Here is an 11,762-nt window from a genome sequence, read left to right on the forward strand (position 1 = left end):
CTCGGAGGCGGGTGCCGGATACTCGCTCGGGTGACCACCGGAACCCCGAACCTGGCGACGAAGCCGTGGCTGTCCTCCTACGCGGAGGGCGTCCCCACCGAGATCGATCCGCCCACCCAGACGCTCGTCGATCTGCTCGAGGACTCGGTGGCCCGCTACCGGCGCGGCACCGCGCTCGAGTTCTTCGGCGCCGAGACCAGCTACGCCGAGCTCGGCGACAGAGTGGCGCGGGCGGCGGAGGGGCTGCGGCGCCTGGGCGTCAGGCCCGGCGACCGCGTCGCGCTCGTGCTGCCCAACTGCCCGGAGCACGTCATCGCGTTCTACGCGGCGCTGCGGCTCGGCGCGATCGTGGTCGAGCACAACCCGCTCTACACGCCGCGCGAGCTGCGCCGGCAGTTCGAGGACCACGGAGCGCGCTTCGCCGTCGTGTGGGACAAGGTCGCCGACGTCGTCGCGACGATGCCCGCCGACCTCGGCATCGAGCGGGTCGTCTCGGTCGACATGACGGAGTCGTTCCCCCTCGCCAAGCGCCTCGCGCTGCGTCTGCCGCTGCCGAAGGTCAGGGAGACGCGCGCGAAGCTCACCGCGCGGCCCCGCACGAAGACGCTGATCGCGTTCGACCGTCTCCTGAACGGGCGGCGCCTCGCGCGCTCGCACCCTCGCCCCTCGCTCGGCGACACCGCGCTGCTGCAGTACACGAGTGGCACGACGGGCACGCCGAAGGGGGCGATCCTCTCGCACGCCAACCTCCGCGCCAACGCGATGCAGGGGCGCGCGTGGGTGCCGGGCCTGCGAGAGGGCGACGAGACCTTCTACGCGGTGCTGCCGCTCTTCCACGCCTACGGACTGACGCTCTGCCTCACCTTCGCGATCAGCATCGGCGCGAAGGTCGTGCTGTTCCCCACCTTCGACGTCGCGCTGGTGAAGGCGGCCGCGAAGTCGTCGCCGCCCACCTTCCTGCCCGCGGTGCCGCCGGTCTACGAGGCGCTCGCGCGCGCCTCCGAGCGGGGCGAGCTCGATCTGCGCAGCATCCGCTTCGCGATCTCGGGGGCGATGGGCCTTCCCGTCGCCGTCGTCGACCGCTGGGAGCGCGCCAGCCGCGGCCTGCTCGTCGAGGGCTACGGCATGACCGAGTCCTCCCCCGTCGCGCTCGGCAACCCGGTCGGCCCGACCCGTCGCCCCGGCACCGTCGGAGTGCCGTTCCCGAGCACCGAGATCCGCCTGGTCGACCCGGCCGACCCCTCCGTCGATCGCGGGCCCGGCGAATCGGGCGAGCTGCTGCTGCGCGGCCCGCAGGTGTTCCAGGGCTACTGGAAGCGGCCCGACGAGACGTCCGAGACCCTGCTGGCCGGTGGCTGGCTCCGGACCGGCGACATCGCGACGATCTCGGCCGACGGCTTCGTCACGATCGTCGACCGCGCGAAGGAGCTGATCATCACGGGCGGCTTCAACGTTTCGCCGTCCGAGGTGGAGGGCGTGCTCGAATCGCACCCCGACGTGGTGCGCGCTGCCGTCGTCGGACTCCCCCGCGCCGACGGCGGCGAGAGCGTGGCCGCCGCGGTCGTGCTGCGACCCGGAACCGCCGTCGACACCGAGGCGCTGCGCGACTTCTGCCGCGGGCACCTCACCCCCTACAAGGTGCCCAAGCGCGTCGACGTGGTGACCGAGCTGCCGACGTCGCTGATCGGCAAGGTGCTGCGGCGCGAGGTGCGGCAGACGCTGATGGACGCCGGACGCTGACGACGACCGGACGATGACGAACGAGGAGGACCACATGGCGAGGATCGTGCAGTTCCGCGAGATCGGCGGACCCGAGGTGCTCGAGGTGGTCGACGCCCCGGACCCGGAGGCACCATCCGACGGCGTCGTCGTCGCGATCCGCGCAGCCGGCGTGAACCCGATCGAGTGGAAGATCCGCTCGGGGCTCCGCCCGAGTCCGCCGATCACAGCGCCGCGCCGCCTCGGCTCCGACGGGTCGGGCGTCATCACGGCCGTCGGCACGGAGGTCACCGGCTGGAGCGTCGGCGACGAGGTGATCGTGACCGGCGCGACCGGGACGTACGGCACCTCCGTCGTCGGGTCGCCCGACTCACTCGACGCGAAGCCCGCAGGGCTGGGGTTCGAGGAGGCGGCGGCGCTCGGCATCCCGATCAGCACCGCCTACCAGGCCGTGATCTCGCTCGGCGTCGCGGAGGGATCGACCTTCCTCGTGCACGCCGGCGCCGGCGCCGTCGGGCAGGCCGCCATCCAGTTCGCCCGCGAGCGCGGCGCGACGGTGATCGCCACGGCGAGCCCGGCGAACCACGAGCGTCTGCGGGAGCTGGGCGCGGTGCCCGTCGCCTACGGACCGGGGCTCGAGGAGCGACTGCGCGAGGCCGCACCCGGCGGAGTCGACCGCGTGCTCGACGCGGCGGGCACCGACGAGGCGATCGCCGCCTCCCTCGCACTGGTCGAGGACCCGCAGCACGTCGGCACGGTCGTCGTCGGCGGGCGCGCCGCCGAGCTGGGGATCAAGGCCTGGAGCGGCGGGAACCCGGTGCCGCTGACCGACGAGGAGCAGCGCCTGCGTCGCGAGGCGGTGCCGCATGCTGCGCGGCTCGCCGCCGAGGGGCGCTTCTCGGTCGAGATCGGGCCGCGATTCGGGCTCGACGACGTCGCGGAGGCGCATCGCCTCAGCGAGGACGGGCACGTCCGCGGGAAGATCCTCCTGGTGCCCTGAGCACCTCCCCCACAGAGCCTCACTGTCGAGAAGGAGCCCGCCGTGCCGGACGACGCCACCACCCCCGTGATCCTCGGAGGGGCGCGGACCCCGTTCGCCCGCTTCTCGGGGGCCTTCGCCCCGCTGTCGGCGGTCGAGCTCGGCGCCGTCGCCGTCCGGGCGGCTCTCGAGCGGTCGGGCGCCTCGCCGGCCGAGGTCGACGCTGTGATCCTCGGCCAGGTGCTGCAGGCCGGCGCCGGCCAGGGGCCCGCGCGGCAGACCTCGATCCGGGCGGGTCTCGGCTGGGATGTGCCGACCGTCACGATCAACAAGCTCTGCCTCTCGGGCCTCACCGCGGTCATCGACGCGGCGCGCCTCATCCGCACCGGCGAGGCCTCGGTCGTCGTCGCGGGCGGCCAGGAGTCGATGACCGGGGCCCCGCACCTGCTGCTCGGCTCTCGAGCGGGCATCGGAGTCGGTGCCCGCCCGCTCGAGGACGCCCTGCTCCACGACGGGTTGCTCGACCCCTTCGACGACCGGATCATGGGGCGCGTCACCGACGACGGCAACGCCGAGCGGGGCATCCGCCGCGAGCGCCAGGACGCGTACGCCGCGCTCTCCCACCAGCGGGCCGCCGCCGCCCGCGCGTCGGGCGTCCTGGCCGACGAGATCGCTCCCGTCTCCGTCCCGCAGCGGCGGGGCGGCGCCCTCGTGGTCTCCGAGGACGACGGCATCCGGCCCGGAACGACGGTCGAGGTCCTCGCGGGGCTGGCACCCGCTTTCTCGCCGGAGGGGACGATCACCGCCGGCAGCTCGTCACCGCTCAGCGACGGCGCCGCCGCGCTCGTCGTCGTGTCGAAGGGGTGGGCCCTCGAGAAGGGGCTCCCCTGGATCGCCGAGGTCCTCGAGCACGGGCAGGTCGCCGGCCCCGACAACTCGCTGCACTCGCAGCCGTCGGCCGCGATCCTCCGGGCACTGGCGCGCCGCGGGGCCTCGGTCGCCGACCTCGATCTGATCGAGATCAACGAGGCCTTCGCCTCGGTCGTGCTGCAGTCGACCGACGACCTCGGCGTCGCCCCCGAGTCGGTCAACGTCGACGGAGGCGCGATCGCACTCGGCCACCCCGTCGGCGCCTCGGGAGCGCGACTCGCGCTGCACCTCGCGCTCGCCCTCCGACGCCGCGGCGGCGGCCTCGGGGTCGCCGCGCTCTGCGGAGGCGGCGGGCAGGGCGAGGCTCTCCTCCTGCGCGCCTGACCGGCTCCGCGAGATGCCTCTTCGGTACACCCGTGTCGGCGTGTCGCGTACCGAAGTGGCATCTCGCGGAGGGGCTCGGCGCGGATACGCTCGACGAATGAGCATCCTCAGCGCCGACGGCCTCGCCTTCGTGGCCGACCGGCACCTGGCCACCCTGTCGACTCCGTGGCAGCAGGGGCGGCTGCACGTCGTCGCCGTCGGGTTCACCTACGAGGAGGGCGTCGTGCGCGTCATCACCTCGCGCGAGAGCCAGAAGGTGCTGAACGTCCGCCGCGGCGGTACCGCGACCGTCAGCCAGGTCGACGGCATCCGATGGCTGAGCCTCGGTGGGCCGGCGACGATCGAGGAGGAGCCCGAGGCCGTCGCGCACGCGGTCGAGCTCTACTCGGCCCGGTACCGCACGCCGCGCCCCAACCCGCTGCGCGTCGCCATCCGCATCGACGTCGACTTCGCCCTCGCCTCCTCGGGTCTGCGCGCCTGATCGTGACTCGAAGCGATGCGCTCCGAGCAGGGGGCGGCACGTCATCCCTGCGCACCTACCGCTACGTGCGCCTCGCCCTCCTCGCCTCCGTCGTCTTCCTCTCCGTCGCGGTCACGCAGCAGATCGCCGCAGGCGTGCCGTTGCGCTCCATCAGCGCGCTCTACTACACGCCGGGCCGTTCGGTCTTCGTCGGAGCCCTCTTCGCTGTGTCCCTCGCTCTCGTGGTGCTGGCAGGAAGGAGCCGCCGACGGTTCCTGCTGCTGCTCGCCGGGATGACGACGCCGGTCATCGCCCTGGTGCCCCCACCTCTGCCGAGCGGCGAAATGCGCGCCCTCACCGGGTCGGGGTGCCCCTCCGGCTTGGATCGCTGCCCACCGCCCGAGGCGACCGACGCCGCAGCCGTCGGCGTGCTCTCGTATCTGGTGGTCGCCGCGCTGGTGCTGACGGCCTCGATCGTGCTCGCGGCGGCCGCCCGCACGCTGGACCTCGCTCTCGTTGTCCGCACGGTCGTGGCGAGTGCCCTGCTCGTCTCGCTCGGCGCGTGGTCGGCGTACCCCTCGTTCGACTACCTCGGACACTACGCGGCGGCCGCGCTGTTCTTCCTCTTCATCGCCGCAGCGGCCGGTGTGCATTCCGCGGCGCTGCCGGAGGAGGGAACGAGAGGGCCCGGATCGGCTCGCTTCCACTCGATCGTGAACGGCGTCCTGTCGGTGCTGATCTCAGGGGTCGACGTCGCGCTGGTCCTCCTGGTGCTCTCGGGTACCGCGGAACCGGTGCTCGGTCCTCAGTGGCTGCTCATCGGAGAGGCCGTGGGGCTGGGGTTGTTCGCCGCCTTCTGGGTGCTCCAGACGGTCGAGAACTGGAACGAGTCGAACGCAGCGGCACACTGACCGGCTGCGCGACCGAGGAAGCGCCCGACGCGGCTGCCTCGACGCCCACCGGCAGCCCGGGGACCAGCACCGTCACCCCGCCGCTGACCGGAGACATCGGCACAGCCTCCTTCTCGGGCCGCGACGGCACAACGGGCACATTCCGCTTCTCTGCGGGCAGCGGCTTCCTCGGCATCCACTCCGACGATCTGGCCACGCAGACCACCGGCCCCATCTCCGTCGTCGGCGCCCTCGATCCGACGGCCCCCGATACCGAGTGCTACGACACGGGTATCCGCCTCGGCCTCGGTGACATCGCGCCGGGCGTGAACTTCGAGGGTCGGTGGGGCCTCTCGACCTTCGATGACGACCCGACGGCGATCGACCAGCTCGTCCTCACGACGAGCACCTTCGCCGATCCGGACTGCGCCGCCGACGTGCTGGCGATCGCCGACATCGACTGGAGCATCGACCCGCAGCGACCCGACCTGGTCGCCGTCGACTCCGGGCCGCGCGCCGCGGCGCAGGGCGAGGTCTCGATCGCCGACGGGCAGCCGACCGCGTACACGGTCGCTCCGAACGACCTCGTACCCGATGTCGCCGCGCGCCTGGGACTGGATGCCGATGACCTGCTCTACCTCAACCCGCTCCGCGGCCACTCGAACGAGATGCTGATCGTCGGCGAAGAGCTGAACCTCACCCTCGCGGGGCGCTGAGTTCGCTCGCCCACCCGTAGGGGGTGCGACCCGACAAGAGCGCGAGGTACGGTGACCGGACAGGCGCCGCATCGCCACGACATCCGACGTGCAGAAGCGAACGAGAGGCCGACCATGCAGATCGACGACGAGCAGCAGCTGAAGCAGAGACTGGGCATCGACTCGTGGAGGAACGTCTCGCGAGACACGTTCATCGACTTCGCGACGGTGCTGCCGGAGGTCAGCGACGAGCTCGGCCGGCGGATCCTCGCGCAGTTCCCCGACTTCAAGACACTGGTCCTCGATTCCCTCGTCGGCCTCCGCGATCAAGCGGCGGAGGGGACGAAGGCGAACTGGCGGAGCCAGAAGAAGGTCCACAAGGCCTTCGCCGAGTACCGCGAGATGCTCACCCGTGAACTCGATCGCGAGAACCTCAGCTCGGAGGACCGCTTCGCCGTCATGAGGCTCTTCTCGATGGCCGTCAACGACGAGGCGCTGAAGGACTCCGAGCACAAGGAGTTCGTGCTCCGCGCTCTCGGGATGGTGGCCACCGTCGGGATCGTCGCGGTGACGGCGGGAGCCGCTGTGCTCAGCGGCCGCGGCGGGATCGGCGGCCGCCACTGAGCTACCGCGTTCGGGCGTCACGCACGACTCGGACGCGAACGGAGACAGGAACGCAGAAGGCCCGCTCTCTCGAGCGGGCCTTCTGCGTAGTGGTGGATCCGAGGGGATTCGAACCCCTGACCTCTTCATTGCGAACGAAGCGCGCTACCAACTGCGCCACGGACCCGTGCCTTCGGTGCCGTCACCGGCCCGAACAACTCGTCCACACTAGCACGCGGCGAGACGGGCCTCAGACGCGGGTCAGGCCCCGCGGCGGCGCTGCAGCGCCTGGTCGAGATCGATCGCGTCGACGCCCTCGACGACGCCCATCGAGGCGAAGCGCGACGACGGACGCGGCGGAGCCTCGGGGGCCGGTGCGGCGGCACGCGGTGCTCGGATCGGGGCGACCTCGGGGGCCGAGGCGGCGGCGCGCTGGGCGAGCTCCGCCTCCGCTGCTGCCGCGCGCAGACGCTCGACGGCGTCGATGGACGCCATCGCGCTCGCGGCGACCGTGCCGCGTGAGAGGTAGAGGGGCTTCGGCAGCGGCTGCGGCGTCCAGCTGGCCTCCGCGGCGGCGGGCGCCTCCTCCTCGACCTCGGACTCCTCGGCGAGCTCCGCCTCGAACACCTCAGCGCGACGCCGGGCGATCTCACCCGTGTCGGTGACGACCGCGGCGGGCGCGGCCTGGCGGCGTCGACCCGGCGCGAGCAGGAACAGCGTCCCGAGCCCGGCCGCGAGCACGAGCGCCCCGACCAGAGGGACGAACCCGGCGCCTCCGAAGGGAAGCATCACGAGACCCACGAGCGCGGCGACGAAGCCCACGAGCACGGTCAGCGCTGCGCCCTGTCGCCAGCGCAGGGCGCTCGGACCCGTCTGCGTGCTCCGCCTCGTCCTCGCGGCCGCCCGCTGCAGCGCCTCGCGCGCCGCTTTCTCCGCCTGTGCCAGCTCCATCGCCTGTGCCTTCTCTTCGGCTCGTCGTCGTGTCTCGGTCACCCGGAGCCGGCGCTGCTGCAGCGCGACCTCCCGGGCCGTCGCCTCCGCACGCACGTGCTCGGGCACTTCCGCGGTCTCGGCGAGGATGCGCAGGGTCTGCTGCAGCCTCACCGCGTTGCGCTCGGTCGCGTTGTACGACCGGCGGCGCATCCACGTGGGGATCAGATAGGCGACCCACAGAACGGCGGCGAGCGCCCAGACGACGCCCCCACCCAGCCAGTCGCTACTCATGGAGCCAACGCTAGGAGTACGCGGAGCTCCCGTCCGTCATTACGGGTAGGTGTGTCCGTACGGATCGCGGATCAATCGGGATCCCGAGGAGGGGATGCCCGCGCCGTCGGGCGGCCCCGAGAGTCCCGAGCGACGCGATGCGCGCAGGTCGGCGTCGCTCGGCACACCCACTTCGGCCGGCACCTGACCGTCGAGGTAGCGGCGGAGGACACCTCGAGGGACCTCCTCCGCCACGAGAGCGAAGCAGAAGTGGTCGCGCCAATCACCGTTGATGTGGATGAACCGCCGACGCAGACCCTCGTAGCGGAAGCCGAGCTTCTCGACCACGCGCAGGCTCGGCCGGTTCTCGGGGCGGATGCAGATCTCGATGCGGTGCAGGCCGAGGTCGAAGAACGCGTGGTCGGTCGCCAGCGCCACCGCGACCGGGGTGATACCGCGACCGGCGAAGCGCTCGGACACCCAGTAGCCGATCGAGCCGGAGGAGAGGGAGCCGTAGCCGATGTTCGACACGTTGAGCTGACCGGCCAGCTCGCCGTCCCAGTCGATGAGGAAGGGAGCGCCGCCACCCGCCCTGGCGTTCTGCTGCAGAGCCCGGATGCTCGCGCGGACGTCGAAGGCCGCTCCGCCGCGCGGATCGGACGCCTCCCACTGCCGGAGCCACGCACGATTGGCGATCAGCTCGCGCTCGAGGGGGCGGGCATCCCTGACCCTGATGGGGCGGATGGTGACACGACCCTCGGAGAGGGTCGGCATCGGCAGTGGCATGAGCCGACCCTACTGCGCCGTCGCGGCCCGGGAAGGGGCTGGACTCGCGAGCCCGGAGGGGTTGCGCACGACGACGGAACGGCCGGGATCCCGCAGAGCTGCAGAGGATCCCGGCCGTTCGGAGTCGTCGCGACGATCAGAGCGTCTTGGCGAACTCCTTGAGCCACGGCTTGAGGTCGACACCGAGGTCGTCGCGGTCGGAGGCGAGCTGCACGATCGCCTTGATGTAGTCGAGCTTGTCGCCGGTGTCGTAGCGACGACCGCGGAAGACGACGCCGTAGACGCCGCCGAACTCGGCCGGGTCCTGGGCCATGCGCTCGAGCGCGTCGGTCAGCTGGATTTCGCCGCCCTTGCCGGGCGCGGTGTCCTCGAGGACGCCGAAGACGTCGGGCTTGAGGACGTAGCGGCCGATGATCGCGAGATTCGACGGAGCGTCCTCCTTCGACGGCTTCTCGACGAGGCCGGTGATGCGCACCACGTCGTCCTCGTCGGTCGCCTCGACCGCGGCGCAGCCGTAGAGGTGGATCTGGTCGGGGTCGACCTCGAGCAGAGCGACGACCGTCGTGTCGCGCTGCTCGGCGACGTCGATCATGCGGGTGAGGAGAGGATCGCGCGCGTCGATCAGGTCGTCTCCGAGGAGCACGGCGAACGGCTCGTCGCCGACGTGGCGCTGAGCGCGCGAGACGGCGTGGCCGAGACCCTTCGGCTCGCCCTGGCGGACGAAGTGCACGTCGGCGAGGTCGCTCGCGTACTTGACGTGGGCGAGCTTGGCGTCGTCGAGCTTCTTGGCGAGGTTCTGCTCGAGCTCGGGGACGGAGTCGAAGTGGTTCGCCAGCGCGTTCTTGTTGCGGCCGATGATCACGAGGACGTCCTCGAGGCCGGCGTTCGCCGCCTCCTCGACCACGTACTGGATCGCGGGCTTGTCGACGACCGGCAGCATCTCCTTGGGGATGGCCTTGGTCGCCGGCAGGAACCGGGTTCCGAGACCGGCGGCGGGGATGACTGCTTTACGGATTCGAGTGCCCATGGGGCGTCATCGTAGCGGAGGCGGTGGTCCGGGATGTTTCCGCTGTCCGGCGGCGGGTGGGGTGCCGCACACCCCTCTTCCCGGGTCACAGCGCCGCCTGGGCCCGCGTTCCGGGCCGCATCAGGCCCTGTGAGCCCCGATCTAGACTGAGCGCATGCCCGCCGACATCACGCATGAGAAGCGCGCGCTCCGTGCCGAGCTGCGCGAGCGCCGGCGCACGCAGACCGCGACGGCCCGCGAGCACGCCGCCGCCCGCATCACCGAGCACCTGATCGAGCTCGCCACCCGTGCGAACGCGACCTCCCTCGCCTGCTACCTCTCGGCGCCCGACGAGCCGAGCACCAGGCCGTTCCTCGGCTGGGCCGAGGCCCGCGGCATCCGCGTCCTCTTCCCGATCTCCCGGCAGGACGGGCTCCTCGACTGGGCCGTCGGCGACGGTCACACCGAGACCCAGGGCCTGTTCGGCATGCCGGAGCCGGTCGGCAAGCTGCTCGGCCCCATCGCGATCAACGACGTCGACCTCATCATCGTCCCCGCCGCCACGGTCGATCGTCGGGGCATGCGGATGGGCTGGGGTCGCGGCTACTTCGACAAGACCCTCGGCTCGATGGAGAAGTGTCCGCCCGTCTACGCGGTCGTCTTCGACAGCGAGCTCGTCGACCACGTGCCGAGCGAAGTGCACGACCAGGCCGTCGACGGAGTCGTGACCCCCTCCGGCATCGTCGATCTGCGCCACTGATCCCCCTCACTACTCCCCCTGATCCGCCCCCCGAGGAGCCCCCTGTGCCCACCTACTCCTACCGCTGCACGCAGTGCGGCAACGCCTTCGACATCCAGCAGAAGTTCACCGACGACACGCTCACCGAGTGCCCGAGCTGCCAGGGGGCGCTCCGCAAGGTGTTCAGCGCTGTCGGAGTGACCTTCAACGGGTCGGGCTTCTACCGCACCGATTCGCGCTCGTCGGAGTCGAAGTCGAGCGAGAAGTCGTCGGGCGGCGACACGTCGTCGTCGGGCGAGAAGTCCGGAGGCGCTGCTGCACCGGCCTCCACCGCCGCGTCGTCGAGCGGCTCGGGATCGTCCTCGTCCTCTTCTTCCTCCTCTTCTTCCTCCTCTTCTTCCTCCTCCTCCTCGGGATCCTCCAGTTCGGGATCCTCCGGCTCGGGGTCGTCCTCCTCCGGGAGCTGACCCGAGCGCCCCTCCGCCCGCCGGCAGAAACGGACCAGACCATGATCAACGGCTTCAAAGAGTTCATCCTCCGCGGCAATGTCATCGACCTGGCTGTCGCCGTGGTCATCGGCGCCGCGTTCACCACCATCGTCAACGCGATCGTCACGGGGATCTTCAACCCGATCATCGGCGTGCTCTTCGACGCCTCCTCGCTCTCGGCCCTCACCTGGACCATCCGCGAGGGCACAGGTGGTGAGGACCCGACGGTAATCGCCTACGGAGCCGTCATCTCGGCGCTCATTCAGTTCGTGATCGTCGCCTTCGTCCTCTACTTCGCGTTCGTCCTCCCGATCAACCACCTCAAGAACGCGGCCTTCAAGAAGAAGATGGACGACGCCCCCGCCGCCGAGGACAAGGCCCCGACCGAGCTCGAGCTCCTCGCCGACATCCGCGACCTCCTCGCGAACGGCGGCACCGCCACCACCGCCAACTCGGGCAAGCACGTCGACTGAATTGTTCTGTCTTCTTTCGCCGGAGGCGAAAGAAGACCGCGGTCGGCTTCCCGAGGTGGTCGCGATCTGCAGAGCGTTGTGCGAACGGGGCGCCTGAAACGCTGACACGCGTTTCGAACGACTGCGGAGTTGTCTTGTCTTCTTTCGCCGGAAGCGAAAGAAGACCGCGGTCGGCTTCCCGAGGTGGGAGCGTTCCGCAGAGCGCTGTGCGGACGGGGCGCCCGAAACGCTGACACGCGTTTCGAACGACCCCTACTCCCCAGGGGGTGCGGCTTCTGGCCTTCCGCAGGCTCAGCGGTGCGTGTGCGGAGTGTCACTGAGGGAACCCCGGACCGTCGAGGGGGCCAGCTCTTCCGGACGGCTTCGACTGTGATGTCTCAGGACTTCGGTGACGGTTCTGTCTCGGGACTTCGGTGACGGTTTGTGTCTCAGGACTTCGGTGACGGTTCTCGGGTGTTCATGAAGCC

The 11,762-nt window shown here is 71.1% G+C and carries 13 protein-coding genes and 1 tRNA gene; 10 read left to right on the top strand and 4 right to left on the bottom strand.

Annotation, left to right across the window (positions count from 1 at the left end; genetic code table 11):
• Positions 1–30: 30 nt before the first annotated feature.
• From ASG06_RS19265 to ASG06_RS19295, 7 genes are all read left to right on the top strand, one after another.
• Positions 31–1,740: a long-chain-fatty-acid--CoA ligase gene (locus ASG06_RS19265; RefSeq protein ID WP_056045463.1), complete on the top strand. Its 1,710-nt coding sequence runs from the start codon at positions 31–33 to the stop codon at positions 1,738–1,740.
• Between the two features lie 13 nt (positions 1,741–1,753).
• The gene (locus ASG06_RS19270) at positions 1,754–2,719 is read left to right on the top strand and encodes an NADP-dependent oxidoreductase (RefSeq protein ID WP_231727861.1); all 966 of its coding nucleotides are present in this window, start codon (positions 1,754–1,756) and stop codon (positions 2,717–2,719) included.
• 42 nt (positions 2,720–2,761) lie between these two features.
• On the top strand, positions 2,762–3,952 hold the full coding sequence (locus ASG06_RS19275) for an acetyl-CoA C-acyltransferase (protein WP_156466039.1): 1,191 nt from the start codon (positions 2,762–2,764) through the stop codon (positions 3,950–3,952).
• Positions 3,953–4,049: 97 nt separating this feature from the next.
• The gene (locus ASG06_RS19280; RefSeq protein WP_056045467.1) at positions 4,050–4,433 is read left to right on the top strand and encodes a pyridoxamine 5'-phosphate oxidase family protein; all 384 of its coding nucleotides are present in this window, start codon (positions 4,050–4,052) and stop codon (positions 4,431–4,433) included.
• Between the two features lie 2 nt (positions 4,434–4,435).
• Positions 4,436–5,323 carry a hypothetical protein gene (locus ASG06_RS19285; RefSeq protein ID WP_056045470.1) on the top strand — a complete coding sequence of 296 codons (888 nt, stop codon included), beginning with the start codon at positions 4,436–4,438 and terminating at the stop codon, positions 5,321–5,323.
• Positions 5,324–5,628: 305 nt separating this feature from the next.
• Positions 5,629–6,018 carry a LysM peptidoglycan-binding domain-containing protein gene (locus tag ASG06_RS19290; protein ID WP_056045473.1) on the top strand — a complete coding sequence of 130 codons (390 nt, stop codon included), beginning with the start codon at positions 5,629–5,631 and terminating at the stop codon, positions 6,016–6,018.
• 114 nt (positions 6,019–6,132) lie between these two features.
• Positions 6,133–6,621: a hypothetical protein gene (locus ASG06_RS19295; protein WP_056045477.1), complete on the top strand. Its 489-nt coding sequence runs from the start codon at positions 6,133–6,135 to the stop codon at positions 6,619–6,621.
• 90 nt (positions 6,622–6,711) lie between these two features.
• On the opposite strand, the gene ASG06_RS19300 is transcribed toward ASG06_RS19295, so the two are convergent.
• The 4 genes from ASG06_RS19300 to galU form a co-directional block, all read right to left on the bottom strand.
• Positions 6,712–6,787: transfer RNA gene (locus ASG06_RS19300), tRNA-Ala, on the bottom strand.
• A gap of 74 nt (positions 6,788–6,861) precedes the next feature.
• Complete coding sequence (locus ASG06_RS19305) at positions 6,862–7,824, bottom strand: hypothetical protein (protein ID WP_056045480.1); 963 nt, start codon at positions 7,822–7,824, stop codon at positions 6,862–6,864.
• Between the two features lie 39 nt (positions 7,825–7,863).
• Entirely contained in the window at positions 7,864–8,589 is a 726-nt protein-coding gene (locus tag ASG06_RS19310; RefSeq protein WP_082499381.1) for a GNAT family N-acetyltransferase, read from the bottom strand.
• Between the two features lie 136 nt (positions 8,590–8,725).
• Positions 8,726–9,616 (bottom strand): UTP--glucose-1-phosphate uridylyltransferase GalU, encoded by an 891-nt coding sequence (gene galU, locus ASG06_RS19315; protein WP_056045483.1) that lies wholly within the window; start codon positions 9,614–9,616, stop codon positions 8,726–8,728.
• A gap of 154 nt (positions 9,617–9,770) precedes the next feature.
• On the opposite strand from galU, the gene ASG06_RS19320 reads away from it, so the two are divergent.
• The 3 genes from ASG06_RS19320 to mscL are packed head-to-tail and all read left to right on the top strand — an operon-like array spanning position 9,771 to position 11,295.
• Positions 9,771–10,355, top strand: a complete 585-nt coding sequence (locus ASG06_RS19320; RefSeq protein WP_056045485.1) for a 5-formyltetrahydrofolate cyclo-ligase — start codon at positions 9,771–9,773, stop codon at positions 10,353–10,355.
• Between the two features lie 44 nt (positions 10,356–10,399).
• A complete protein-coding gene (locus ASG06_RS19755; RefSeq protein ID WP_082499382.1) occupies positions 10,400–10,801 on the top strand; it encodes an FmdB family zinc ribbon protein in 402 nt (133 codons plus the stop codon).
• A 41-nt stretch (positions 10,802–10,842) separates the two neighbouring features.
• The gene (gene mscL / locus ASG06_RS19325) at positions 10,843–11,295 is read left to right on the top strand and encodes a large conductance mechanosensitive channel protein MscL (protein WP_197409470.1); all 453 of its coding nucleotides are present in this window, start codon (positions 10,843–10,845) and stop codon (positions 11,293–11,295) included.
• The last annotated feature ends 467 nt before the right edge of the window (positions 11,296–11,762 follow it).

This window comes from Rathayibacter sp. Leaf185, assembly GCF_001423885.1.
GTDB lineage: Bacteria > Actinomycetota > Actinomycetes > Actinomycetales > Microbacteriaceae > Rathayibacter.